20 protein-coding genes are annotated in these 24,788 nt (G+C 72.0%); 13 read left to right on the top strand and 7 right to left on the bottom strand.

Translation table 11 applies throughout. The features are described 5' to 3' along the window. Positions 1 to 69: 69 nt before the first annotated feature. Entirely contained in the window at positions 70 to 606 is a 537-nt protein-coding gene (locus tag OG698_RS29875) for an HNH endonuclease (protein WP_100594167.1), read from the bottom strand. Between the two features lie 259 nt (positions 607 to 865). On the opposite strand from OG698_RS29875, the gene OG698_RS29880 reads away from it, so the two are divergent. After that, positions 866 to 1,927, top strand: a complete 1,062-nt coding sequence (locus OG698_RS29880; RefSeq protein ID WP_406106681.1) for a mechanosensitive ion channel family protein — start codon at positions 866 to 868, stop codon at positions 1,925 to 1,927. Positions 1,928 to 1,957: 30 nt separating this feature from the next. Here the strand turns inward: OG698_RS29880 and OG698_RS29885 are convergent, their stop codons facing one another. Next, positions 1,958 to 4,933, bottom strand: coding sequence for a beta-N-acetylglucosaminidase domain-containing protein (locus OG698_RS29885; RefSeq protein ID WP_406106683.1), 2,976 nt, complete (start codon positions 4,931 to 4,933; stop codon positions 1,958 to 1,960). A gap of 320 nt (positions 4,934 to 5,253) precedes the next feature. Here OG698_RS29885 and OG698_RS29890 point away from each other — a divergent pair, with 320 nt between their 5' ends. Genes OG698_RS29890 through OG698_RS29900 form a run of 3 tightly spaced genes read left to right on the top strand, consistent with a single transcriptional unit; the run spans position 5,254 to position 7,859 of the window. Continuing rightward, positions 5,254 to 5,499 carry a hypothetical protein gene (locus OG698_RS29890; protein WP_406106684.1) on the top strand — a complete coding sequence of 82 codons (246 nt, stop codon included), beginning with the start codon at positions 5,254 to 5,256 and terminating at the stop codon, positions 5,497 to 5,499. Next, on the top strand, positions 5,500 to 7,599 hold the full coding sequence (malQ, locus tag OG698_RS29895) for a 4-alpha-glucanotransferase (protein WP_406106685.1): 2,100 nt from the start codon (positions 5,500 to 5,502) through the stop codon (positions 7,597 to 7,599). A gap of 20 nt (positions 7,600 to 7,619) precedes the next feature. Next, the gene (locus tag OG698_RS29900) at positions 7,620 to 7,859 is read left to right on the top strand and encodes a hypothetical protein (RefSeq protein ID WP_100594172.1); all 240 of its coding nucleotides are present in this window, start codon (positions 7,620 to 7,622) and stop codon (positions 7,857 to 7,859) included. Positions 7,860 to 8,011: 152 nt separating this feature from the next. Here OG698_RS29900 and OG698_RS29905 read toward each other — a convergent pair whose 3' ends face one another. Beyond that, complete coding sequence (locus tag OG698_RS29905) at positions 8,012 to 8,584, bottom strand: TetR family transcriptional regulator (protein WP_406106687.1); 573 nt, start codon at positions 8,582 to 8,584, stop codon at positions 8,012 to 8,014. Positions 8,585 to 8,735: 151 nt separating this feature from the next. Between OG698_RS29905 and OG698_RS29910 the strand changes: the two genes are divergently transcribed. Beyond that, complete coding sequence (locus OG698_RS29910) at positions 8,736 to 10,196, top strand: FAD-dependent monooxygenase (protein WP_406106689.1); 1,461 nt, start codon at positions 8,736 to 8,738, stop codon at positions 10,194 to 10,196. Positions 10,197 to 10,235: 39 nt separating this feature from the next. Here the strand turns inward: OG698_RS29910 and OG698_RS29915 are convergent, their stop codons facing one another. Further along, positions 10,236 to 10,736, bottom strand: a complete 501-nt coding sequence (locus tag OG698_RS29915; protein WP_406106691.1) for a MarR family winged helix-turn-helix transcriptional regulator — start codon at positions 10,734 to 10,736, stop codon at positions 10,236 to 10,238. A 155-nt stretch (positions 10,737 to 10,891) separates the two neighbouring features. Here OG698_RS29915 and OG698_RS29920 point away from each other — a divergent pair, with 155 nt between their 5' ends. The 5 genes from OG698_RS29920 (at position 10,892) to OG698_RS29940 (ending at position 15,265) form a co-directional block, all read left to right on the top strand. After that, a complete protein-coding gene (locus OG698_RS29920) occupies positions 10,892 to 11,878 on the top strand; it encodes an EamA family transporter (RefSeq protein WP_406106693.1) in 987 nt (328 codons plus the stop codon). A 40-nt stretch (positions 11,879 to 11,918) separates the two neighbouring features. Then, complete coding sequence (locus OG698_RS29925; protein WP_406106694.1) at positions 11,919 to 12,884, top strand: DMT family transporter; 966 nt, start codon at positions 11,919 to 11,921, stop codon at positions 12,882 to 12,884. A gap of 4 nt (positions 12,885 to 12,888) precedes the next feature. Further along, complete coding sequence (locus OG698_RS29930; protein ID WP_326775737.1) at positions 12,889 to 13,794, top strand: LysR family transcriptional regulator; 906 nt, start codon at positions 12,889 to 12,891, stop codon at positions 13,792 to 13,794. Between the two features lie 89 nt (positions 13,795 to 13,883). Beyond that, positions 13,884 to 15,032 carry an allantoicase gene (gene alc / locus OG698_RS29935; RefSeq protein WP_406106695.1) on the top strand — a complete coding sequence of 383 codons (1,149 nt, stop codon included), beginning with the start codon at positions 13,884 to 13,886 and terminating at the stop codon, positions 15,030 to 15,032. A gap of 86 nt (positions 15,033 to 15,118) precedes the next feature. Beyond that, a complete protein-coding gene (locus OG698_RS29940; protein ID WP_406106696.1) occupies positions 15,119 to 15,265 on the top strand; it encodes a hypothetical protein in 147 nt (48 codons plus the stop codon). Between the two features lie 87 nt (positions 15,266 to 15,352). Here the strand turns inward: OG698_RS29940 and pepN are convergent, their stop codons facing one another. Further along, entirely contained in the window at positions 15,353 to 17,923 is a 2,571-nt protein-coding gene (pepN, locus tag OG698_RS29945; protein ID WP_406106697.1) for an aminopeptidase N, read from the bottom strand. 124 nt (positions 17,924 to 18,047) lie between these two features. Here pepN and OG698_RS29950 point away from each other — a divergent pair, with 124 nt between their 5' ends. Continuing rightward, positions 18,048 to 18,563, top strand: a complete 516-nt coding sequence (locus OG698_RS29950) for a DUF1203 domain-containing protein (protein ID WP_406106698.1) — start codon at positions 18,048 to 18,050, stop codon at positions 18,561 to 18,563. A gap of 47 nt (positions 18,564 to 18,610) precedes the next feature. Here the strand turns inward: OG698_RS29950 and OG698_RS29955 are convergent, their stop codons facing one another. Beyond that, positions 18,611 to 19,627 carry an aspartate-semialdehyde dehydrogenase gene (locus OG698_RS29955; RefSeq protein WP_406106701.1) on the bottom strand — a complete coding sequence of 339 codons (1,017 nt, stop codon included), beginning with the start codon at positions 19,625 to 19,627 and terminating at the stop codon, positions 18,611 to 18,613. 195 nt (positions 19,628 to 19,822) lie between these two features. On the opposite strand from OG698_RS29955, the gene OG698_RS29960 reads away from it, so the two are divergent. Then, complete coding sequence (locus OG698_RS29960) at positions 19,823 to 20,344, top strand: sigma-70 family RNA polymerase sigma factor (protein WP_399978023.1); 522 nt, start codon at positions 19,823 to 19,825, stop codon at positions 20,342 to 20,344. 1 nt (position 20,345) lies between these two features. After that, a complete protein-coding gene (locus OG698_RS29965; RefSeq protein ID WP_406106703.1) occupies positions 20,346 to 21,065 on the top strand; it encodes a hypothetical protein in 720 nt (239 codons plus the stop codon). 132 nt (positions 21,066 to 21,197) lie between these two features. Here the strand turns inward: OG698_RS29965 and OG698_RS29970 are convergent, their stop codons facing one another. Continuing rightward, positions 21,198 to 24,512: a S8 family serine peptidase gene (locus tag OG698_RS29970; protein WP_406106705.1), complete on the bottom strand. Its 3,315-nt coding sequence runs from the start codon at positions 24,510 to 24,512 to the stop codon at positions 21,198 to 21,200. Positions 24,513 to 24,788: the final 276 nt, after the last annotated feature.

The following is a 24,788-nucleotide window of genomic DNA, read 5'->3' on the forward strand; positions in this document are numbered from 1 at the left end:
ACAGCCAGGCCGGTACGTCCTGCGGAGCCCGCAGAACGTACCGGTGAAAACAAGGACCCGGATCGATGGTCAGGCGGAAATGCCTTCGATCCGGGCCAGTGCCTCGTCCGCGCCGAACGGCTGCAAGTACGGCAGCCAGCGCGGGTCCCTATGCCCGGTCCCGATGATGCGCCAGGCGAGCCCGGTCGGCGGGGCCGGCTTGTGCCGCAGGCGCCAGCCGATCTCGACCAGGTGACGGTCGGCCTTGACGTGGTTGCAGCGGCGGCAGGACGCGACCACGTTCTCCCACGCGTGCTGGCCGCCGCGGCTCTTGGGAATGACGTGGTCGACGCTGGTTGCGACGCCACCGCAGTACATGCACCGCCCGCCGTCCCTGGCGAACAGCGCCCGCCGGGTCAGAGGAACGGGCCCCCTGTAAGGGACCCGGACGAACCGCTTGAGGCGGACCACGCTGGGTGCAGGGACAGTACAGGTTGCGCTGTGCATATAGGCGCCGGACTCCTCGAGGCACATGGCCTTGTTCTCGAGGACCAGAACGAGCGCGCGGCGGAGCGGTACGACGCCGAGTGGCTCGTACGACGCGTTGAGGACCAGGACATGCGGCACGGATGCCTCCTTGTACGCCGGCGGCGCGTGGCTCGCGCCGGGACGATCTGTAGTCAGTTTCCCCTCATGGCCTGCTCAAGCGCCACCATGTCCCGGTAACGGGCTGGGAGTGTTTTCGACCACACCCCCTTCATCCCCAGGTGAGGACGGCCTCTCCCTCGAACAAGACAACGATCCACACACAATGCCCCGTTAGTGTGGTGGGTCTGCCCGTAACTTCGTCTTTCGCGGGCGGCCGCTATGCCTGGAGGTTTCAGCCGTGATCTTGTCCGTCCTGTCGGCGTCCGACCCATCCTCGGACCCGACCACACTCAAGGACGCCCAGGAACAGGCCACCAACGCCGCCAGCTGGGTCGGGCAGAACTGGTCCACCTGGCTGGGTATAGGCCTGCGCATCCTGCTCATCGTCGTCGTCGCCGCGGTCCTGAGAGTGGCCATCCGGCGCGCCATCACCAAGCTCATCGAGCGCATGAACCGCACGGCGCAGGCCGTCGACGGCACGGCGCTCGGGGGCCTGCTGGTCAATGTGGAGCGCCGTCGGCAGCGCTCGCAGGCCATCGGCAGCGTGCTGCGCTCGGTCGCCTCTTTCGTGATTCTCGGCACAGCCGCCCTGATGATCCTGGGCACGTTCCAGATCAATCTGGCCCCGCTGCTCGCCTCGGCGGGCGTCGCGGGTGTGGCGATCGGCTTCGGCGCCCGCAACCTCGTCACGGACTTCCTGTCCGGCGTCTTCATGATCCTCGAGGACCAGTACGGCGTCGGGGACAGCATCGACGCGGGCGTCGCCTCGGGCGAGGTGGTCGAGGTCGGCCTGCGCGTCACCAAGCTGCGGGGCGCCGACGGCGAGATCTGGTACGTCCGCAACGGCGAGGTCAAGCGCATCGGCAACCTGTCGCAGGGCTGGGCCACCGCGAGTGTCGACGTCACCGTCCGCTCGGACGAGGACCTGGTCAAGGTCAAGGAGACCCTGACCGAGGTCGGCGTCGCCATGAGCAAGGACGAGCCCTGGAACGAGATGCTGTGGGGCCCGGTCGAGGTCCTCGGCCTGGACAGCGTGCTTCTCGACTCCATGGTCGTGGGCGTCTCGGCGAAGACCATGCCCGGCAAGTCCCTCACCGTGCAGCGCGAGCTGCGCTGGCGCATCAAGCTGGCCTTCGACGAGGCCGGGATCCGCATCGTGGGCCGCCTGCCCCTGCAGGTCGCCGACGAGGCCACCGCCGACCCGACGGCCGGCGTCTCGGCCCCGTCCGCCTACGCGTCGAGCACGTCCCCGCAGTCCCTCGCGGCCTCCCCGATCACGCCGCCGAACCTGGCGAAGTAACGGCGGCAGGCGTACGCCGGCCCGCTCGCGTCAGTCCGCGACCGCGTACGCCTCCACCGACCACAGCGAATAGCCGTACCGCGTGGCCCGCTTGTCGCCCTGGACCCGGACGAAGCGGGTGTCGCGGGCGTCCATGCGGACCGACTCGCGGCCCCCGTGGCCGTCCTTCACGGTCGCCGCCGTGCGCCACGACCTGCCGTCGGCGGACGTCTGGATCCGGTAGCCCTTCGCGTACGCGTCCTGCCAGGTCAGCACGACCTGGCCGAGGCGTACCGGCTTCGCCAGTTCGACCTGCCACCAGGCGCCGTCCTCGGCGGGCGACGACCAGCGGGTCTCCGGGTCGCCGTCGCTCGCGGCCGACGCCGGGAAGTCCGTGGTCTCGTCGGCCGAGGACGAGGGCCTGCCCTCGCGGGCCAGGTCCGGGCCCGCCGTACGCGGGTACGCCCGCACCGACACCGTGCGCGTCGTGCCGTCGAAGCTGACCGGCACGTCGTACGTGCCCGCCGGAGTGCCCTCCGGGACCGTGATGTCGACCGGGGCGCTCACCTGCGTGCCGCGCGGGAGCGAGGCCTGCGCGGGCAGCGTCACCTCGATGCCGTGCGGGCCCTCCGCGCTGAGGCGCCCCTCCACGGAGCCGGGCCGCTGCGGTGTCAGGCGTGCCGTGACCCGCCGCGCGCCGCCGCCGATCTCCGCGTCCAGCTCCGTGCGGGCCAGCTCGAACGAGGCGTCGGGGGAGTCCGCGTACCAGGGGACGACATGGCGCACGGCACCCTTCGAGGCGCCGGACACCCGGATCCCGTCCGCCCTTACGTCCTTCGGCCTGCGTTCGGTGAACCCGCTGTCGGTGAGCGTGCCGACGGACTTCCAGCCCTCGCCCGGCACATGGACCTGCACGGTGCCCTGCGTGCCGGGGTCCGCCAGGACCGTCACCGCCGTGAGCCGCCGCGCCCGCGGCAGCTTCGCCTCCCCGTCACGCGTCGCGTCCGCGCGACCCGTCCCCGCCCACGCCGCGTACGCCTTCTGCGCCCGGTCCAGGAACGGGTCCAGCACGCCCTTGCCGACGGTGACCTGACGGGACTCCAGCCCGGCGCGCTGTCGCTCCAGGAGCCGCGCCGCCCGCCATGCCGCCGCCCCGTCACCGCGGGCCTGCGCATTCAGCATGTCGACGGCCGTCTCCCCGGCCTCCCCGTACCGCGCCAACTGGTCGCTCCAGGGCCGCACTTCGGCGTCCACCGGCGTCGACTTGAGCCGCTCCGGCGTTCGCCGCATCACGGTGAACGCGTCCCGCAGCTTCTTCGCCGCCGCCTCGTACCGCGCGCGGTCGGTGAGCACCTTCGTACGGGAGTCCCAGAAGCCGGAGAGCACCGGCTTCAGATACGCGGACTCGTCCTCGCCGAGCACGGACGACGCGTCGTTGCCCGCCAGCGCGGCGAGTGCCTCACGGGTGCGCGCGTCACCGCCCGCCAGGTCGTCGAGCGCGGCCTTCCAGGACTCCTGCGGGCGGTAGTCGCGCGGGTTCCACGCGTAGTCCGCCGTCGTGAACAGCGGGATGCGGGAGGCCGCGGGCTGCTCCATCGCGTTGGCGAGCAGCGCCGCCGAACCCGTCGCCACCGCGGGCTCGCGGCCCGTGTAGGGACCGAGGAAGATGCGGTCCTGCGCGTAGTCGTTGACCGGGTAGTTGTCCATCGTGACGAGGCTGTGTCCGGAGCCGAACGCGGCCCGCGCGTCCGCCAGTTCGCGCCCGGTGATCGTGCGCGGGACCACGCCGACGCCCGTCCACGCCACCTCGACCCGGTCGTCGAGCCCGCCCGCGAGCGCCTCGCGGTACTCCGTGGACCCGTCCTGGTAGAACTCCGTCGGCATCAGCGACAGCGGCCCCGCGCCCGGGTGCCGCGCGGCGAGGTGCCGCGCCACCGCGTTCGCCACGCGCGCCTGCGCCCGCGCCGCCGCCTTCGGCCCCGAGCCGAACGTCTTCGCGTCCGCCTCGCAGTGCCACTCGCTGTACGACACGTCCTGGAACTGCAGCTGGAACGCCCGCACGCCGAGCGCCCACATGGCGTCGAGCTTGCGGTTCAGGGCCCTGACGTCGTCGTCCGACGACATGCACATGGCCTGCCCGGGCGCCACGGCCCAGCTCAGCGTCACGTGGTTGGCGCGTGCCCGTTCGGCAAGGGCCCGGAAGTCCGCGCGCTGGTCGGCCGGATACGTCTCGCGCCACCGCGCCTGCCGGTACAGGTCGTCGCCCGGCGCGTACAGATAGCGGTTCTGCTTGGTGCGTCCCATGAAGTCCAGCTGGTCGAGCCGCTGTTCACGGGTCCACGGGGTTCCGTAGAAGCCCTCCGTCATGCCGCGCACGGCCGTCCCCGGCCAGTCGCGCACGACGACCCCGGCGACCTTCCGCCCGTTCACCAGCTGCCGGAACGTCTGCACGGCGTGGAACAGGCCGTCGTCGCCGACGCCTTCCATGGCGACGGTGTCCCTGCCGTCCGTCCGCCCGGCGGCGAGCCGGTACCCGCCGGACGGCAGGTCCTTGCGGGCCGATGCGCCGAGAGCGCCGAGCGCCGTCTCGAGGCCCTGTCCGCGGCCGGGGCGGGCGTCCGCCGCTCCCCAGCCGTCACCGGACGCGGTCCCGGCGGCCACGGAGCCGATCCGCACCACGAGCGCGGGACCGCCGGGCACGGCCTTCTCGTCGTCGACCTCGGTGATGTGCCGGGCGCCTGCCCCGCGCAGCACGGTGCGCAGCGCGTCCACCGCGTACCGGTCGGCGCCGCGGCCGGTGACGAGGACGACCTCGTCGGTCACGGTCACGGACTCCGCGCCGGAGGCGGTACGCAGCGACTGCGGCCGGGGCCACACCGCGGGCGTTCCCGTGTCGCTGTCCCGGTCACCCGTGGAGAGCGTGGGCCCGGGCGGGGCCGCCACCGCTCCGGAGGCTCCCCCGAGCGCACTGGCGATGACGGCGACAGCGATGGCCGCCGCCCCCTTCCTGTGGCGCCGGAGCTGCACGGCTCACTCCTCGTTGGTCTCGGCTCGGTGGTGGGACCGGTCATGGGTGTCCCAGGGTGGCAACCGAGCCCACCATTTGCCGGGTCGGAGTGTCAACGGGAGTGGCCGTTGTGCCGCAATTGCCCGGCCGGGAGTGGCGGGAGGGGGGTGATTCGCGCCGCTCACCGGCCGAGTCCCGCCCATGGAACAGAATGTGACCAGTAACACGTTGTCGGGCCGTTCATGTCTGCCGCCGCGTTCGCTGGGTAGAGCTGCCGAGACCGTCGCCCACGAAAAGATCGACGACAAGACCCGCGAAGAACCGCGAAAAGGAGGCCTTCATGGCCGCATCAGCGCACCTTCTGCTCTCGGCCCTGTCCAAACAGGCGGACGTCATCCTGCCCGCCCCCGCCCTGCCGCTGCCGGACGAGTTCGCGTTCGGCGCCGAACTGCCCCTCACCAGCGAGCCGCCCCTCGCCGACACGCAGCCGCTGACCAGCGAGCCCGCCCTCATCGACGTAGCGCCCCTCACGAGCGAGCCGACCCCCTCGGGTCCGGTCGCGGGCCTGGACGCCTCGGGGGTCTAGGTGACGCTGGCCCGGCTCGCCGCGCTGCACGGGGTCGCCCCGTCCTACTCTCCGTCCCCCGGCCGCACGGTCGAGGCCCCGGACGCCGCGCTCGTCGCCGTCCTCGCCGCCCTCGGTGTCGACGCGCGCACCCCGGAGTCCGTACGGGACGCGCTGGTCGCGCGCGAGGCGGAGGCCGCGGCGTGGCTGCTGCCGCCGACGGTCGTGCTGTGGGCCGGTGAGGCAGCCCCGGCCTGGGCGCGGGAATTACCCGAAGGCGTGACGCTCGAGCTGGCCACCGAGCAGGGTGAACGCGTCGACGACTGGCGGCCACCCGGACCGGTACCCCTCGGCGTCCACCGGTTGCGGGCCACCGCCCCCGACGGGGCAACGGCCGACGCCCACCTGATCGTCGCCCCGCCGCGCGTGCGCGCCCCGGGCGAACGCACGTACGGGCTGCTCGTGCAGCTCTACTCCCTCCTGTCGGCGAAATCCTGGGGCATGGGCGACCTCGGTGACCTGGCCGACCTCGCGGCCTGGGCGGGCCGCACCGCCGGCGCCGGGTTCGTGCAGGTCAACCCGCTGCACGCGGCCGTACCCCGCGGAGAAGGACCCACCGACCCCTCCCCGTACCGCCCGTCGTCCCGCCGCTTCCCCGACCCGGTCCACCTGCGCGTCGAGGACATCCCGGAGTACGCCTATCTGCCCGACGCCGACCGCGACCGCGTGCGCGAGCTGCTCGCCGAGGCCGCCCGGCTGCGCGACGGAGTCCTGCACAAGGGTGCCCTGATCGACCGCGACGCCGTCTGGGACCTCAAGCGCCGCGCCCTCGACCTCGTCGTGCGCGTCCCGCTCAGCCCCGGCCGCCGCGCCGCCTACTGGGACTTCCTCGCCGAGCAGGGCGCGGACCTGGACCACCACGCCACCTGGTGCGCGCTCGCCGAGCGGCACGGCCCCGACTGGCACACCTGGCCCGAGCCCCTGCGCGACCCCGGATCCAGCGAAACGGCCGACGCCCGCACCGAGTTGATGGACCGCGTCGACTTCCACAGCCACCTCGCCTGGCTCACCGACGCCCAACTCGCCACCGCCCAGCGCTCCGCGCGCGACGCGGGCATGCCCGTCGGACTCGTCCACGACCTGGCCGTGGGTGTGCACCCGGAGGGCGCCGATGCCTGGGCCCAGCAGCACATCTTCGCCGCGGGCATGTCCATCGGCGCGCCCCCGGACGCCTTCAACTCCCGTGGCCAGGACTGGGGCCTGCCGCCCTGGCGCCCCGACCGGCTCGCCGCCGCCGGCTACGCCCCCTACCGCGCGCTCCTGCGCGGCCTGCTCGCTCATGCGGGCGCGGTCCGCATCGACCACGTCATGGGCCTGTTCCGGCTGTGGTGGGTGCCGGCCGGACAGCCGCCGACCGAGGGGGCGTACGTCCGTTACGACGCGGAGGCGATGCTCGCCGTACTCGCCCTGGAGGCCGGCCGCGCCGATGCCCTGGTGATCGGCGAGGACCTCGGCACGGTCGAGCCCGGCGTCCGCGAGGCCCTGCATGCGCGCGGCGTGCTCGGCACCTCCGTGCTGTGGTTCGAGCGCGACTGGGACGGCACGGGCCGCCCGGTGCCGCCGGAGCGCTGGCGTACGGACTGCGTGGCCACCGCCACCACCCACGACCTGCCGTCCAGCGCGGCCCGGCTGACCGGCGACCATGTACGGCTGCGCGACAGCCTCGGCCTCCTCGGGCGGCCGCTCGCGCGGGAACAGGCCGAGGCCACGGCGGAAGTCGCCGAGTGGACCGCCCTGTTCGCGCGCCTCGGACTGCTGCCCGGCGGCGGGGGACAGGGCCTGTCCGAGGAGGAGGAGATCCGTGCCGTCCACCGTTTCCTGCTGCGCACCCCGGCCCGCATGGTCGGCGTCTGGCTGCCCGACGCGGTCGGCGACCGGCGCCCGCAGAACCTGCCGGGGACCTCGGACGAGTACCCGAACTGGCGGCTCCCGGTCGCCGACGCCACCGGCCGTCCGGTCACCTTCGAAGGGCTCACGGCCTCGCCGAGGGCGCACGCGCTGATCGAGGTCCTGCGGTCCGGACTGCCCCGTACGGCACCCCCGGGCGCGCGGCCCGTTTAGGTGTTCGCTACGTTGGCACCGTGGACAAGAAGAACGCCCTGCGCGCCGGCGCCCTGGCTGCCGGTACGACGCTGATGATGCTGCTCATGACGTCCCCCGCGCTCGCGCTGGCGCGCGACGACGGCGACGACCCCGGTAAGGGCCTCTCCGTCATCGAGACCCTTGGCCTCTATGTCGTGGCGCCGATCGTGCTGTTCCTGGTGATCGCCGGCCTCGTGATCGTCGGTGACAAGTCCCGCAAGCCGCAGAAGCAGGGCTGACCACCGCACCTCTCACTTACGTCTTTGTCGAGGGCGTCCTCGTGTGCACCGTGCACCGAGGGCGCCCTCGGTGCGTTCCCGGTCCGTTCCGCGGTCGCTCGGCCGGGGAGTTCAGACGACGTCCGGCCGGGGCGTCCTACGGTCAGGGCGTCCTACGGCCGCTCGGCCGTCAGATAGCGCTGGAGGGTCGGCGCCAGCCACTCCACCATCTCGTCGCGGCCGAGCCCGACGGCGGGGCCGAAGCGCAGCACGTAGCGGGTGAGCGCGAGACCGAGGACCTGTGACGCGCAGAGCGCGGCCCGCACCGGGGCCTCGGTGGGGTCGGGGCAGACGCGCAGGGCGAGCGGCAGCGTCTGCTTCCTGAAGATGTCCTGCATGCGCTCGGCGCCTGCGGTGTTGGTGACGCCCACCCGCAGCAGCGCGGTGAGCACCTCGTTCTCCTCCCACAGGTCGAGGAAGTGCCGTACGAGGGTGCGGCCCATGTCGTCGACCGCGATCTCCTCGGGGTCCGGAAGCCGCAGGTCGAGGTCGATGGCCGCGGCGAAGAGGCCCTCCTTGTTGCCGTAGTAGCGCATCACCATCGACGGGTCGATCGCCGCGTCCTTGGCGATGGCGCGGATCGTGGCCCGCTCGTACCCGTCGGCGGCGAAGCGCTCGCGGGCCGCCGCGAGGATCGCGGTGCGGGTGGCGTCCGAGCGGCGTGCCTGCTGGGTGGCTCCTGTCATGCCAACAAACGTAGGCCAACACCTGTTGACAGTCCAGAGCGGGGCGCCTAAGTTTGCCAACAGACGTTGACCAACACTTGTTGGCCAACAAGTGTTGGCGATGGGCTGCCGGACCTGACCGGACCGAGCTCGCAGGCACCAGGAGGCCACCATGAACGGCACCACTCCTCGCACCGTGATCGTCGTCGGCTCCGGCCCCACCGGCCTGCTCCTCGCCGGCGACCTCGCCGCCGCGGGCGTCCCCGTCACCGTCGTCGAGAAGCGCCCCCACAAGATCAGCAACCTCTCCCGGGCCTTCGTCCTGCACGCCCGCACCCTGGAGCAGCTCGACGCCCGCGGCCTCGCCGACGGCATCGAGGCCAAGGGGCAGGCCCTCGACAGGCTTCAGCTCTTCGGCCGCCTCGCCGTCGACCTGACCGTCCTCCCGTCGCGCTTCCGTCACCTCCTGGTCCTGCCGCAGTACGAGGTCGAGGCCGCCCTCCGGCAGCGCGCCATCGACGCGGGCGTGAAGTTCGCGTACGAGACCGAGGTCACCGGCCTCACCCAGGACGCGGACGGGGTGACGCTCCAAGTCCGCACAGGGGGTGGTGAGTCGACGGCGCTGCGGGCCGCGTACGTCGTCGGCGCCGACGGCATGCGCAGCGCCGTACGCGAGAGCGTCGGGCTCCCCTTCCCCGGCAAGTCCGTGATCCGCTCCGTCGTCCTCGCCGACGTGAAGCTCGCCGAGGAGCCCGAGAACGTCCTCACGGTCAACGCCGTCGGCGACGCCTTCGCCTTCATCGCACCCTTCGGCGACGGCTACTACCGTGTCATCGGCTGGAACCGCGCGCGCAACGTCCCCGAGTCCGCGCCCCTCGACCTCGACGAGATCAAGGAGGTCACCCGCCTCGCCCTCGGCCGCGACTACGGGATGTACGAGGCCCGCTGGATGTCCCGCTTCCACAGTGACGAGCGCCAGGCGCCCGCGTACCGGGTCGGCCGCGTCCTGCTCGCCGGGGACGCCGCGCACGTCCACACCCCGGCCGGCGGTCAGGGTATGAACACCGGCCTCCAGGACGCCGCCAACCTCGGCTGGAAGCTCGCCGCCGTCGTCAACGGGCGTGCGGGAGAAGCGCTGTTGGACACCTACGAGGCCGAGCGCCACCCCGTCGGGAAGGCCGTCCTGCGCAGCAGCGGCGGCATCGTCAGGCTCGCGATGGCCAACCGCCCCTGGACGCTTGCGGCTCGTGCCGCCCTCACCACGTTCCTCGGCCGCGTCCGCCCCGCCCGCACCCGCTTGCTCGGCCAGCTCACCGGCATCGGCGTCGCCTACCCGGCCCCGCGCGGCGCGCACCGCCTCGTCGGCACCCGCGTCCCCGATGTCGCGCTCAAGGAGGGTCGCCTCTACGAGGCCCTGCGTCAGGGCATGTTCGTCCTGATCGTTCCCGAGGGCGCCCACGACAAGGGCGACGACCGCTACACCGTCACCCACTGGGCGGACGACCGCCGCACGGCGCTCCTCGTGCGCCCCGACGGCTACGTGGCCTGGGCGTCGGACGACGAGCCGGTGGACGGCGGCGCCATCTCCGCCGGCATCCCGGACGGCATCGACTCGTACTCGTTCCGGGCGTAGGCAGTCGGCCGGCGCCGGGACATCGGGGGCGGTCCGGCTTCAGGAGGGCTGTGCGCCCGCCATCAACTGACGCAGCAGGTCGGCGAGTTGGCCGGCCTGCTCCTTGTCGAGTGAGGCGAGCGCCTCGGTCTGCACGGCGAGCCCGGCGCCGACCGCCTCGTCGACCAGCGCCCGGCCCTCGTCGGTGAGGGTCACCTGGAGGCCGCGGCGGTCGTGCGGGTCGGGCGAGCGGCGCAGCAGCCCGCGCCGCTCCAGCTTGTCGAGCCGCCCGGTCATGCCGCCGGTGGTCAGCATCAGTGTCGCCGAGAGCTGACGCGGCGAGAGCGTGTACGGGTCGCCGGAGCGGCGCAGCGTGGCGAGGACGTCGAACTCGCCCCGTGCGATACCGAAGCGGGCGTACGTCTTGTCGATGCGGTCGCCCATCGCGCGCGAGATCCGGTAGACGCGGCCGAAGACCTCCATCGCAGTGGTGTCGAGGTCGGGCCTGACCTCGGCCCACTGGTCGATGATCGCGTCGACGGCGTCCTTGCTGCTGCTCATGGGGCGAGTATGCGACCCAGATCGGTCGGTCGCAAGAAAGTAGCTCTGCGGAAAGTAACTTTGAAGGAAGTGACTTGACGGCAAGTAGCTTACGGCTAAGCTACTTGCCGCGAAGCTACTTCTTCTCCAACCCATTTCGCCGCGGGGGGCGCCCGATGAAGACGAACAAGCGCAGCGTTGAGAAGGCGAACAAGCGCAACGGCGCCGTGATCGCGCTGACCGCGCTGGCCCCGATCTCCTGGGGGTCGACCTACGCGGTCACCACGGAGTTCCTGCCACCTGACCGCCCGCTGTTCACCGGGCTGATGCGGGCGCTGCCCGCGGGCCTCCTTCTGCTGGCGCTGGCGCGCACGCTGCCGCGCGGCGCCTGGTGGTGGAAGTCCCTGGTCCTCGGTGCGCTGAACATCGGCGCGTTCTTCCCTCTCCTCTTCCTCTCCGCGTACCGGCTCCCCGGCGGCATGGCGGCGGTGGTCGGCTCGATCGGCCCCCTCTTCGTCGCGGGTCTCGCGACGCTGCTGCTCGGTGAACGCCCCACACGGCGCACGCTGTTGACCGGCATCGCGGCCGCGCTCGGCGTCAGCCTCGTCGTCCTCAAGGCGGCGGGCGCGCTCGACCCGGTCGGCGCGCTGGCGGCGCTGGCCTCCACGGCGTCGATGTCCACAGGAACGGTCCTCACCAAGCGGTGGGGCCGACCGGAAGGGGTGGGCCCCCTGGCGCTCACCGGCTGGCAGCTCACGGCCGGCGGCCTCCTCATCGCCCCGCTCGCCTTCCTCGTCGAGGGCGCGCCCCCGGCGCTGGACGGCCGGGCCGTCGCGGGTTACGTGTACCTGGCGCTCGCCAACACGGCGGTCGCGTACTGGCTGTGGTTCCGCGGCATCGGCCGCCTGACCGCGACGCAGGTCACGTTCCTCGGCCCGCTCTCGCCGCTGACGGCCGCGGTGATCGGCTGGGCGGCGCTCGGGCAGGCGCTGACGCCGGTGCAACTGGTGGGCATGGCGCTGGCGTTCGGCGCGACGCTGCTGGGCCAGCGTCCGTCCCGGGTCGCCGCTGACTCCCCCTCCCCCTCTCGACCTTTCAGTTCTGCTGAAGAGAATGACCGAAAAGTTTCGATGGACCTGACGGGTGGGGAGCTGCGACGGTAGTCGGGTCGTAGCGAGATCACAGCTCAGGAGGGGATACGGGATGGCGGTCCTGGACCGGACGACCACCAGCGCCGAGAAGGCCGCATCGGGAGTCGGAGGAGCAGGCGGGCGCCGCGCGGGCACCGGGCTCGGCACCGGCCTCGCGCTCGCGCTGCTCGCCACGGTGGTCTGGTCGGGCAGCTTCGTCACCTCCCGCGCGCTGCACGACAGCGTGCCCCCGATCCAGCACGCGTTCTGGCGCTGGATCATCGCGATCGCGGCGGTGGCGCCGTTCGCGGCGCGCTCCGCCTGGCGGCAGCGGACCCTGCTCCGCGCCCACCTGCGCTTCCTGCTGCTCGCCGCGCTGCTCGGTGTGACCGTCTACAACACGCTCGTCAACCAGGCGGCGATGACGACGTCCGCCGGGAACATGGGCATGATCATGGCCGCGTCGCCGGTCCTGATGGCGGCGTACGAACGCCTCGGCGGGGCGCGGCTCGGGGCCCGCCGGGTGACCGGCACGGTCATCGCGTGCGCGGGTGTCCTGCTTCTGGTCAGCAAGGGCTCCCTGGCGCCGGACTTCACGGCGGGCGACCTGTGGGTGGTCGCCGCGGCGGTCTGCTTCGGCTCGTACAGCGCGCTGCTGCGGCGCCGGCCGGAGGAGATGGACGGGCCCGCGTTCCTCTTCGCGACGTTTGTGCTCGGCGCGCTGATGCTGCTGCCGGTGTTCCTCGTCAGCCTCGCCGTCCAGGGCGGCTTCGAGCCGACGGCGGCGACGGTCTCGCCCCTCCTGTACGTGGGTGTGGTCTCGTCCGCCGTCGCGTTCTTCGCGTGGAACAAGGCGATCGCCCAGATCGGCGCGGCCCGCGCCGGCGTCATCTACTACCTTCAGCCGGTGTGCGTGGCCCTGCTGTCGTACGCGGTCCTCGGCGAGGCCATGGGCGGGCTGCAGATCGCGTGCATGGCGCTGATCCTGGCGGGGGTGGCCCTCGGCTCCGCGGCCCGGGGCGAGACCCGGATACGTTGACCCCATGCGCGCCACCGACTGGGACATCAAGAAGCTCGCGATCCTGCGGGCCCTGCGGGACCGGGGGACCGTCACGGCCACCGCGCAGGCGCTGCTCATGACCCCGTCGGCCGTGTCGCAGCAGCTGACCAACCTGGCCAAACAGCTCGGCGTGCCGCTCCTGGAGGCGCACGGGCGGCGCGTACGCCTCACCGACGCCGCCCACCTCGTCCTGCGGCACGCCGAAGCCGTGTTCGCCCAACTGGAGCGCGCCGACGCGGAGTTGGACGCGTATCTGCAGGGCGAGTCGGGGGAGGTGCGGGTCGCCGCGTTCTCCACGGCCGTGCCCGCCCTGGTGGTGCCCGCCGTACGCGCCCTGCGCACCGCCCACCCCGGGATCGCGGTCCGCGTGCGCGAGGCCGAGGCCGCGGAGGCGTACGAGCTGCTCTCGGCCGGTGACGTGGACCTGGCCCTGTCGCTCGCCGCGCACGCGCCCACCGCGCGGGACCCCAAGTTCACGCGGGTGCCGCTGCTCGCCGACCCGCTCGACGTGGCACTGCCCACCGGGCATCCGCTGGCGGGAGCGGCGGGCCCGCGCCTGGCCGAGCTGGCCGGCGAACACTGGATCTTCGGCGGTTCCGGACCCTGGTCGGAGATCACGCGGGCCGCGTGCGAGGCCGCCGGGTTCGTGCCCGAGCAGGCACACAGCGCGGCCGGCTGGACGGCCATCCTGGCGATGGTCGAGGCGGGGATGGGCATCGCCCTGGTCCCGCGCATGGCGGCGGCGGGCCGAGAGGGCGTCGTGATGTGCGCGCTGGGCGAGGACCGGCCGGTCAGGCACGTGGTGGCGGCGGTGCGCAGCGGGTCGGAGGAGGCGCCGGCGGTGTCGAGGGTGCTGGAAGCGTTGAGGGAAGCCGCGGCGGAACGCTGATGTCAGGGCCCGACCATTCAGCTCACCTGAACGTACTTGTCGAAAAGTTTCGATGGACCTAAGGGCTCGGCGGGTCTGACAGTGGAGGCATGACGACATCCGACGCCACGCCGCTCGAAGCCCCCGAGGACCCGCACGCCAACGACGCCGCCCCCTACTCCGGCGGCGACCCGTACGCCGACTACCGCCACTTCGGCGACACCGAGAGCTACGCGGAGCTGGTGGACCTCGCCGACCGGCGCCTGGGCGCGGGAGTCATCGCCGCGAACGACGAGTTCTTCGCCCAGCGCGAGAACCTCCTCGTCCGCGAGCCCGCGGTGTTCGACCCCGAGCACTTCGGGCACAAGGGCAAGATCATGGACGGCTGGGAGACCCGCCGCCGCCGCGGCACCGCCGAGTCCCCCTTCCCCGCACCCGGGGACCACGACTGGGCGATCGTCCGGCTCGGCGCGCCCGGCGTGATCCGCGGCATCGTCGTGGACACCGCGCACTTCCGCGGCAACTACCCGCAGCGCATCAGCGTCCAGGCGGCGTGCGTGGAAGGTTCCCCGAGCCCCGAGGATGTCACCGCGGCCGACGTGAAGTGGGAGGAGCTGATCGCCCCGACGCCGGTGCGCGGCCACGCGGCGAACGGCTTCACGATCACGTCGGAACGCCGCTACACGCACCTCCGCCTCTGCCAGCACCCCGACGGCGGTGTGGCCCGCCTGCGCGTGCACGGCGAGGTGGTCCCGGACCCCGAGTGGCTCGATCTACTCGGTACGTTCGACCTGCTCTCGGTCCTCAACGGCGGTACGTACGAGGACGCGTCCGACAAGTTCTACTCCTCGCCGACGCAGATCATCCTGCCCGGCACGTCCCGCAAGATGGACGACGGCTGGGAGAACCGCAGGCGCCGGGTGCACGGCACGAACGACTGGGTCCGCTTCCGCCTCGCCGCGCAGGGCGCGATCCGCGCGGTGGAGATCGACACGGCGTACCTGAAGGGGAACTCGGCCGGCTGGATCGCCCTGAGCGGCCGCAACGGCGACACGGGCGAATGGTTCGAAATCATCCCCCGCACCCGCCTCCAGCCCGACACCCTCCACCGCTTCAAACTCGCCGCCCAGGCCATAGCCACCCACGTACGCCTGGACGCCTTCCCGGACGGCGGCGTAGCCCGGATGCGCCTGCACGGCTCCCTGACCGAAACGGGCCGCGACGCCCTGCGGGACCGCTACGGCCGCACCGAGGCCTGACCGACGAAGCGCGGCGGGGCATCCACTCGGCCCCGCCGCGTCGCACGGCGCGGGGCGCCCTGGGCGAGCGGCCGGCGCCCGCGGACGTGGCCGTCGCGGCCCGGCTCGACGGCCTGGTCGGAGAGTGGTGCGAGGACATGGAGCGGCAGTACGAGCCCCGCTGGGTGCCGCTGACGGCGCAGACGAACCTGCACACGCAGACCATGCTCGCGATCGCCCGCGAACTGGCCTGAGGACGCGGCAGGACCTGAGGACGCGGCAAAAGGGGAGGGGCGCCCCGCACGCGGCGGGGCGCCCCTCGTGGACCAGGTGGTGACGGACTACGCGTCAGCCCCCTGCGCCCGAAGCGCACGCTCCACGCCCGCCCGCGATTCCGACACCAGGCGGCGCAGGGCCGCGTTGGGTTCGGCTGTGGTGAGCCAGGATTCCGTTGCGTCCAGGGTGGGCTGGGAGATCTGGATCGCCGGGTACAGGCCGATCGCCACCTGCTGGGCCATCTCGTGGGAGCGGGACTCCCAGACGTCCTTCACCGCGGCGAAGTACTTCTCCGTGTACGGGGCGAGAAGGTCGCGCTGGTCGGTCTGGACGAAGCCGGCGATGACCGCTTCCTGGACCGCGTTCGGGAGCTTGTCGGACTCGACGACCGACGCCCAGGCCTCCGCCTTCGCCTCGGCGGTGGGGCGCGCCGCGCGGGCCGTCGCCGCATGGCGCTCGCCCGCCGCGGTCCGGTCCCGCTCGTACTCCGCCGCGATCTCCGGCTCGTCGTAGCGGCCGACCGCAGCGAGCCGCTCCACGAACGCCCAGCGCAGCTCCGTGTCGACGGCCAGGCCCTCGATCGTCTGCGTGCCCTCGAGGAGCGCCTCGAGCAGGTCGAGCTGCTCCGGCGTGCGGGCCGTCGCCGCGAACGCGCGGGCCCACGCCAGCTGGTGGTCGCTGCCCGCCTCCGCCGCCCGCAGGTGCGCCAGCGTCGCCTCGGTCCAGCTCGCCAGCGCCCCGTCGCGTCCCACGGGGGCCGCGTACAGGTCGATGGCCAGCTTCACCTGGCGGTGCAGGGACTGCACGACGCCGATGTCGGTCTCCTTGCCGATGCCCGAGAGGACCAGCTCCAGGTAGGCGCTGGTGGGCAGTTCGGCGTCGCGCGTCATGTCCCAGGCGGAGGCCCAGCACAGGGCGCGCGGGAGGGACGACTCGAAGTCGCCGAGGTGCTCGGTGACGAACGCGAGCGACTCCTCGTCCAGGCGGACCTTCGCGTACGACAGGTCGTCGTCGTTGAGGAGGATCACGGCCGGGCGGCGCTTGCCGGCCAGCTGCGGGACCTGGGTCAGCTCGGTGGCCGTGACGTCCAGCTCGACGCGCTCCACGCGCACCAGCTTGCCGCTGTCGTCGTCGAGGTCGTAGAGGCCGATCGCGATGCGGTGCGGGCGCAGCGTCGGCTCGCCCTTGGCGCCCGCGGGGAGCGCGGGCGCCTCCTGCTGGATGGCGAAGGACGTGATGACGCCGTTCGCGTCCGTCTCGATCTGCGGGCGCAGGATGTTGATGCCGGCCGTCTGGAGCCAGGCCTTCGCCCACGCGGTCAGGTCGCGCCCGCTGGTCTCCTCCAGCGCGCCGAGCAGGTCGGACAGGCGCGTGTTCCCGTACGCGTGGCGCTTGAAGTACGCCTGCACGCCCTGGAAGAACTCGTCCATGCCGACGTACGCGACGAGCTGCTTGAGGACGCTGGCGCCCTTGGCGTACGTGATGCCGTCGAAGTTGACGAGGACGTCGTCGAGGTCGCGGATCTCGGCCATGATCGGGTGCGTGGAGGGCAGCTGGTCCTGCCGGTACGCCCATGTCTTCATGGAGTTGGCGAACGTCGTCCACGAGTGCGGCCAGCGGCTGTCCGGCGAGTACGCCTGGCAGGCGATCGACGTGTACGTGGCGAACGACTCGTTCAGCCAGAGGTCGTTCCACCACTCCATCGTCACGAGGTCGCCGAACCACATGTGGGCCAGCTCGTGCAGGATCGTCTCCGCACGCACCTCGTACGCCGCGTCCGTCACCTTCGAACGGAACACGTACTGGTCGCGGATGGTGACCGCGCCCGCGTTCTCCATCGCGCCCGCGTTGAACTCCGGCACGAAGAGCTGGTCGTACTTGGCGAACGGGTACGCGTAGTCGAACTTCTCCTGGAACCAGTCGAAGCCCTGCCGCGTGACCTCGAAGATCGCGTCCGAGTCGAGGAACTCGGCGAGCGAGGGACGGCAGTAGATGCCGAGCGGCACGGACTGCCCGCCCGGGCCCTCGTACGAGGAGTGCACCGAGTGGTACGGGCCGACGATCAGGGCCGTGATGTACGTGGAGATGCGCGGCGTCGGCTCGAAGTGCCAGACGTCGTCCTTCGGCTCCGGGGACGGGGAGTTGGAGATGACCGTCCAGCCCGTCGGCGCCTTCACGGTGAACTGGAATGTGGCCTTGAGGTCCGGCTGCTCGAAGGAGGCGAAGACGCGGCGCGCGTCCGGGACCTCGAACTGCGTGTACAGATAGGCCTGCTGGTCGACCGGGTCGACGAAGCGGTGCAGACCCTCACCCGTGTTGGTGTAGGCGCAGTCGGCGACGACCCGCAGCTCGTTCGGCCCCGCCTCCAGGTGCTTGAGCTCGATCCGCGAGTCGCGGAACACGGAGGCGACGTCCAGCGAATGCCCGTTCAGGACGACCTCGTGGACCGCCGGGGCGACCAGGTCGATGAACGTGTGGGCGCCCGCCTCGGCGCTCTCGAACCGCACGCTGGTCACGGACCGGTAGGTGCCGCCCTCCTGCGCTCCCGAGAGGTCAAGATCGATCTCGTACGACTCGACATCGAGCAGTTTCGCCCGCTGCTGCGCCTCTTCACGGGTCAGATTGGTGCCAGGCACGCGGTCATCTCCTAGATCCGGTCTACGTTTGTGACGTTCCGGTCATCCTTCCACGAGGGAAGCGGAGAGCGCGATGTCCGTTTTCCGCCGGTGAACCCGCGCGCGCGGGACGAGCCTTGAGTACATGACCACGTACACGGCACAGCCCATCGCACCGGCCACCCTCAAGGAACTGCGGGACACCGACGACGCGGGGCGCCCCTGCGTCGCGTTCACCGCCACCAACGACGCGGCCGTGGGGTCCCCGCTGCGCTGTTGTCTGCGCTCCGTCGAGCCCGGCGAGCGGGTCGCGCTCGTCTCGTACGCGCCGCTGCGGCGCTGGAGCGAGGCCACGGGCGCGCACCCGGGCGCGTACGACGAGCAGGGACCGGTCTTCATCCACGCCGACGACTGCGAAGGGCCGGCGCCGGATGCCGGCGGCTACCCCTTCGACCGGCCCGGCGCCCTGCGCACCGTGCGCCGCTACAACGCCGAGGGGCACATCATCGGCGGGCGCCTCCTGGAGATCCCACAGGATGCGACGGCCGGCTTCGACGCGGCGTTCGCCGACGCGTTCTCAGACCCGCACGTGGCGCTCGTCCACGTGCGGGCCCTGGAGTACGGCTGCTTCCAGTTCGAGGTGCGCAGGCCGCAGCCGTAGAACGGCCGCGGGTCCGTAAGGGGCGGGCGTCCGGAAGGGGGCGGCCGTCAGCCCTTGAGCTCGGCCGCCACCAGCTCCGCGATCTGCACCGCGTTCAGAGCGGCGCCCTTGCGGAGGTTGTCGTTCGAGACGAACAGCGACAGACCGTTCTCCACGGTCTCGTCACCGCGGATGCGGCCCACGAACGAGGCGTCCTGGCCCGCGGCCTGGAGCGGCGTCGGGATGTCGGAGAGCGCGACGCCGGGGGCGCCGGCCAGGAGCTCCGTGGCGCGCTCGACGGACAGGGGACGGGCGAAGCGGGCGTTGATCTGCAGCGAGTGCCCGGAGAAGACCGGGACGCGCACGCAGGTGCCGGAGACCTTGAGGCCCGGGATCTCGAGGATCTTGCGGGACTCGTTGCGGAGCTTCTGCTCCTCGTCCGTCTCGTTCAGGCCGTCGTCGACGATGGCGCCGGCCAGCGGCAGCACGTTGAACGCGATGGGCCGCTTGTAGACCTGCGGCTCGGGGAACTCGACGGCGGAGCCGTCGTGCGTGAGCTTGTCCGCCTCGGCGACGACCTTCTGTGCCTGGCCGTGCAGCTCGGCGACGCCCGCGAGGCCGGAGCCGGAGACCGCCTGGTAGGTGGCGACGACCAGCGCTTCGAGGCCGGCCTCCTCGTGCAGCGGACGCAGGACCGGCATCGCGGCCATCGTCGTGCAGTTCGGGTTGGCGATGATGCCCTTGGGGCGGTCCGCGATCGCGTGCGGGTTGACCTCGGAGACGACCAGGGGAACCTCGGGGTCCTTGCGCCAGGCCGACGAGTTGTCGATCACGACAGCGCCCTGGGCCGCGACCTTCTCGGCGAGCGCCTTGGAGGTGCTGCCGCCCGCGGAGAAGATGACGATGTCGAGGCCCGTGTAGTCGGCCGTCGAGGCGTCCTCCACCGTCACACCGTCGATGACCGTCCCGGCCGAGCGGGCCGAGGCGAACAGGCGCAGCTCGTCGACCGGGAAGTCCCGCTCGACGAGAATCTTGCGCACGACCGTGCCGACCTGACCGGTGGCTCCGACGATTCCGACCTTCACAGGGTTTTCCTCCGTACGTACACGAACAGAACAGCGGGGGTGCCGCTCCATGATGCGTCTGTCCCCGGCGGCCTTGTCCAATCCATTGTGCGAGGTGCGGGACGCCACATTCATCCCCGTCTCACGGTGCGAACGTTTCGACCGGTCCCGGCGTCCTAGGGGAAACGCGGGAAAGCCAGGGGGAGGGGAGGGGCATTGCTGCGCAGAAGAACGCGCCGCGCGGAGGCGGCCGATCCGCTGGACGCCGCGCAGGAGGACCGGGTGCGGGCCGTCCTGTCGCTCGGCGGGGTACCGCACGGCGACCTTCAGGACGGCGTGCAGCAGGTGCGCCTGCGGCTGCTCGAACGGGCCGCGCGGGGCGACGAGGCGCCGCGCGACGTGTCGGCGTGGGCCGCCGTCGTCGCCTCGAACCTCGCGATGGACTGGCACCGGGCCCGCCGCCGCCAGGAACGGCTCGGCGAGCGCCTCGCCTCCCTGCGCCAGGAGCAGCGCGCGGAGGACGGCGCCGAGTCGCGGGTCCTCTCGCTGGCCGTGGCGCAGGGACTGGACGAGCTACCGGACGCCCAGCGCCAGGTCGTCGTCCTGCGGTTCTACGCGGATCTCCCGGTGCGGGCGATAGCCGAGGAGCTGGGCATCCCGGAGGGCACGGTCAAGAGCAGGCTGCACACGGCGGTACGGATGCTGCGGGCGCGGCTGCGCGAAGGGGAGGTGGTGTGACATGGAGCACGAGGACCGCGCGCTGATGCAGGCGCTCACGGGGGAGCCGCTGCCCCAGGAGGACGCGGCCGACCCGGAGACGGTGGCCGCCCATGGCGCCGCCGTGGCCGACGTCGCGCTGCTCGCGGAGCAGGTGCGGGGGATCGGGGACGCGCTGGCCGCGCGGGAAAAGCCGCGCCCCGCGCCGGTGGTCGCCCCGCGGCCCCGCCGCCGGCCCCTCGCCGTCGCCTTCGGGGCGCTCGCCGCCGCGTGCGCGGCCTCGCTGCTCGGCGGGCTCGTGTGGCTGGGCGTCAACACACCCGGAGACGTCGCCGACGACAAGTCGGCGGCGGACCACCGTGGGGCCGCGGACAGCGGGAAGCAGGGCGCGGACGTGACGCCGGAGGGCTTCGTGGCCTGCTCGCGGCTCATCGTCGAGGGCACCGTGGTCCGGGTCGAGCCCGTGCCCGGCGCGGCACGCGACACGATCACGCTGACCGCGACCCGCTACTACAAGCCCGCCAAGGGACCGGAGAGGGTCACCTTCCGGATGGATCACGACGTCGACCCGCGCCTGAAGCCGGGCGACCGCACGCTGATCAGCATTCCCAAGGGCGAGGAGTACCCGGACAACTGGGCCACGAAGGCCGAGGACCGCGCGTCCCTGCGCGACATGGTCGTCAACGCGCTGCCCGGCTCCCGCGCCCTGAAGTGCTCGAAGGCCCCCGGCCCGGGCGCGTGAGGGCTCGTACGGACGGGAGGGCGAGGGGAAGGACGGAAGGGAACGGCAAAGGTTGGGACGGAAGGCAACGGCGAAGGGCGGGCGCCCCCAGGACGCCCGCCCCCGCCGTTACCGGACTACCGGCTCACACCGTTACGGCGTGACCTTCTCGATCTTCACGCTGCCGAGCCCGGCGACCGTGCCGCGCCCGTTCAGGAGCTGCACCTCGCCGAAGAACTCGCGGCCCTCCGGCGCGGCCGCCGCGGCGACGACCTCGGCGGTGACCTGGGTCGTGTCACCGTTGCCGAGCTTCACGGACTTCGCCTCGTCGACCTTGACCTGGCCGAGCGTCGGGGAGAAGAACACGTCGCGGTAGTCGTACTCCGTCGAACCGGACGGGACCGAGTAGCCCACGACCTCGACCGTGTACGTGCCGGCGGTCGGCTTGCTGATGCTGACGGCCTCCTCGGAGTCGCCGTCGGCCGACTGCCCGACCTGGTTCCCGTCCTGGTCGTAGACCGTCAGGTCCAGGTCGGCGGCGTTGTCGGAGACGCCGCCGATGGCGACGTCCAGACGCTCGGCGCCCGCGGGGACGACGACCGTGGAGGTCTGCGTCTCCCCCTCCTTGACGGACGGACGCGCCGTCTTCGACGAGCCGAGCGGACCGCCCTTCAGCTTGCCGTCGAGCGCGGCGAACTTGTTCGTCACCTTCCAGGAGACGGCGGCCGGGGTGCCGACCTTGGCCTCGGGGACGGTCTGCACGGCCGGGTCGAAGGCCGCGCCGAGCACGGCGACGTCCAGCTTGTACGGGTTGTCGAGCTGCGGCGACGTACGGCGCGCCTCGACCTCGATCTCCCAGACACCGGCCTGCGGGTCCGCGTACGAACGCAGATCCGGGCGGCAGACGTTGTCCGGGTTGTAGTTCGGGTAGCAGCTCGGCGTCGACGTGTCGTCGACCGGGACCCCGTACGGGTGGATCGAGATGAAGCGGGTCTGGCTCTTGTCCTTCAGACCGCCCATCGCGACCTCGAGGGACTTCGCGCCCTCGGGGACCGTCAGGAAGTACGACTTCGTGCTGTTGCGCTGCACGGAGCCGGAGTCCGAGAAGGTGTACGACGGCTTCGCCAGCGGCGTGGCGACGACGACGGTCGCCATGACCTGCTGGTCGACGCCCTCGGTGCGCGGGTCGTCCACCTCCAGGATGGCGCTGCGCAGACCGGCGCTCTTCGGCGCGGCCTGCACCTTGACGGTGACCGGCTTGTTCAGCGGCAGCGAGACGGTGTCGTCGCCGACGATGCGGAACGTGGAGCCCGAGTTGTTCTTGAGGGACAGCTCGTGGCGGACCGCGCGGTCCGGGCCCGACGTGCGCGTGACGGTGACGTCGTAGGTCTTCTTCTGGCCGGCCTTGAGGCCGCCCTCGCGGTCGTAGATGCCGGTGCCGAAGCCCGGGTCCAGGAGCGCGTAGTCGATCGCGGTGTCGACCGGGGCCTTCACCGTGTAGGTGTGGGCGTCCGCGCCGCTCTTGATGGACTTCCAGGCGTCGACGATGTCGATGAGGCCGGAGCCCTCGGCGTACGCCTGCTCGCCGCTGATGTGCTTCGCGGTCGAGGTGAGCGCCGTGCGCAGCTTCGCCGGGGTGAGCGCGATGTGCTTCTGCTTGGCGGCGGAGAGCAGCAGGGCCGAGGCGCCCGCGGCCTGCGGGGAGGCCATCGAGGTGCCCTGGAGCATCGAGTAGCCGGCCGGCAGGCTGTAGCCCGCCTCGGCGACCGGGGCGCCCGGCAGCCAGGTCTGCGTCGTGTTGATCGCGGCGCCGGGCGCGGTGATCGTCGGCGTGAAGCCGCCGTCCTCACGCGGGCCGCGCGACGAGAACGGCATCATGGCGTAGCGCTTGGTCACGCCGGAGCCGTAGTTGGCGGCCCAGGTCTCCTTGGAGATGGACGCGCCGACGGAGATGACCTTGTCGGCGAGGCCGGGGTCGCCGATGGTGTTCGCGCCGGGGCCGGAGTTGCCCGCGGAGATCACGAGCTGGACGCCGTAGTCGTCGATGAGGCGCTTGTAGAGCAGCGAGCGCGCGTTGTTGCCGTCGTTGAGGGCGGGCAGGCCGCCGATCGACATGTTGACGATGTCGACGCCGCGCTTGGTGACGAGGTCGACCATGCCCTCGGTGAGCGCGACGTTGGTGCAGCCGCCGGACCAGGTGCAGGCGCGCGAGGACACGATCTTCGCGCCGGGCGCGGCACCGCTCATCTTCCCGCCGAACAGGCCGTTGGCGGAGGTGATGCCCGCGACGTGCGTGCCGTGCTCGGACTCGATGACGCCGATGTTGACGAAGTCGGCCTTCTTGCCCGTCCAGTCGCCGCCCAGCGGGTCCATCGGGACGTCCTTGCGGATCTCCACGACGAACGGGATCCGCTCGACGACGTCGGTCGCCGGGTTGTCCTTGCCGAAGTACCCGATCTGGTAGCCGTCCTTGTACGGCTTCATCGGGGTGTCGTCGGTGAAGTCGGCGTTGTCGTTCAGGTCGACGGTGACCGTGCCGGCCTTGGCGTCGTAGAGGACGGCCCAGGAGTCGGTGGTGTCGCCGTCGCGGTTCAGGTCGCCCTTGGCGTCGCCGCCGGTGGTGGCGGACTCCTTGAACGTCGAGACCTGGTACGCGCCGGCCGCGGCCTTGAAGGTCCGGCTGCCGAACGTGAACGTCGGGCCGGACACGTTCGTGACCATCGCGCGCCAGGTGGCGTCGCCGTCGACGAGCGGGTCGGTCGAGGTGACCCAGTCGACGATCTTGCGCTCGCCGGTGGTGGTCTTCTGGAGCGCCGGGTGACCGAGGTCCACACCGGAGTCGAGGATGCCGATCGTGACGCCGCGGCCGTCGCCCTTCGGGTTGTCCTTCACGAAGTCGACGGCGCCTGTCTCGAAGGACGGGTTGTACGGGTTCTTCGCCGGGGTGGACCTACCGGGCGCGGCGTACGAGCCCTCGGCGCCCTGCGAGCCCTCGGCGGTGTCGCCGGCCGGGGTCGGGTCGTCGAGCTCGATCTCGTGGCGCAGGTCGATGCCCTGCACGGAGGAGAGCTTCTCGGCCGCCTTGATCGCGGCGTCCGCCTTGGCGGTCGGCACGGTGGCGCGAACGTAGCCGAGCTTGTCGTAGGTCCGGCCGACGGAGCCGCCCTTGACGGCGTCGAGCTGGTGCGCGACCTGCTCGGTCGCGCCGGGCGCGGTGGCGACCATCATGGTCACGTTCTTCTCGCCGGCCGCCTCGGCCTGGTCGAGGAGCTGGGCGTCGGACGAACCGAGCTTGTCGCCGGCCGCCTTGACGGGTGCGTCGGCCGACGGGGTGGCGTCCGTGTCCGCGGAGTAGGCCAGGGGTATCGGCCCGGCTGCGGTGAGCGCTGCGACGAGGCCGGCCGCGGCCGCGAGCCGGGCCGCCCGTCTCGCTCCGGATATCGGTGCGCGCTGGGGATCGAGGGTCATCAGCATCCCTGTACGTAAAGGTCGGAAAGGGTCCGGAATTCGGTGCCGGATGACCGGTCAGCTTTACGTAAGTGGCGCCTGTTTGGGGAGAGTTGCCCGTGACGTGATCAGGGCATGGCGTACTTCCGCCATACGTCATCGCGGACAAAGCGGTACGTACGGGGAATCGCGCACGGCGGGGTGTGGCACACGCGCCCCGCGAGCGGCGCCGCCCGCCGCGTCATCGACCCGCACGTTCACCACCCCGACCCGCCGTGGACCGCATAACGTCACCGT

This window comes from Streptomyces sp. NBC_01003, from assembly GCF_045162695.1.
Taxonomy (GTDB): domain Bacteria; phylum Actinomycetota; class Actinomycetes; order Streptomycetales; family Streptomycetaceae; genus Streptomyces.

Bases quoted from the DNA above. Each gene is read 5' to 3' on its own strand.
- OG698_RS29925 (WP_406106694.1), top strand. From the start codon at position 11,919: ATGGCGGTCCTGGACCGGACGACCACCAGCGCCGAGAAGGCCGCATCG.
- OG698_RS29920 (WP_406106693.1), top strand. From the start codon at position 10,892: ATGAAGACGAACAAGCGCAGCGTTGAGAAGGCGAACAAGCGCAACGGC.
- OG698_RS29950 (WP_406106698.1), top strand. From the start codon at position 18,048: ATGACCACGTACACGGCACAGCCCATCGCACCGGCCACCCTCAAGGAA.
- OG698_RS29915 (WP_406106691.1), bottom strand. From the start codon at position 10,736: ATGAGCAGCAGCAAGGACGCCGTCGACGCGATCATCGACCAGTGGGCC.
- OG698_RS29905 (WP_406106687.1), bottom strand. From the start codon at position 8,584: ATGACAGGAGCCACCCAGCAGGCACGCCGCTCGGACGCCACCCGCACC.
- OG698_RS29890 (WP_406106684.1), top strand. From the start codon at position 5,254: ATGGCCGCATCAGCGCACCTTCTGCTCTCGGCCCTGTCCAAACAGGCG.
- OG698_RS29930 (WP_326775737.1), top strand. From the start codon at position 12,889: ATGCGCGCCACCGACTGGGACATCAAGAAGCTCGCGATCCTGCGGGCC.
- alc (WP_406106695.1), top strand. From the start codon at position 13,884: ATGACGACATCCGACGCCACGCCGCTCGAAGCCCCCGAGGACCCGCAC.
- OG698_RS29910 (WP_406106689.1), top strand. From the start codon at position 8,736: ATGAACGGCACCACTCCTCGCACCGTGATCGTCGTCGGCTCCGGCCCC.
- OG698_RS29970 (WP_406106705.1), bottom strand. From the start codon at position 24,512: ATGACCCTCGATCCCCAGCGCGCACCGATATCCGGAGCGAGACGGGCG.
- OG698_RS29965 (WP_406106703.1), top strand. From the start codon at position 20,346: ATGGAGCACGAGGACCGCGCGCTGATGCAGGCGCTCACGGGGGAGCCG.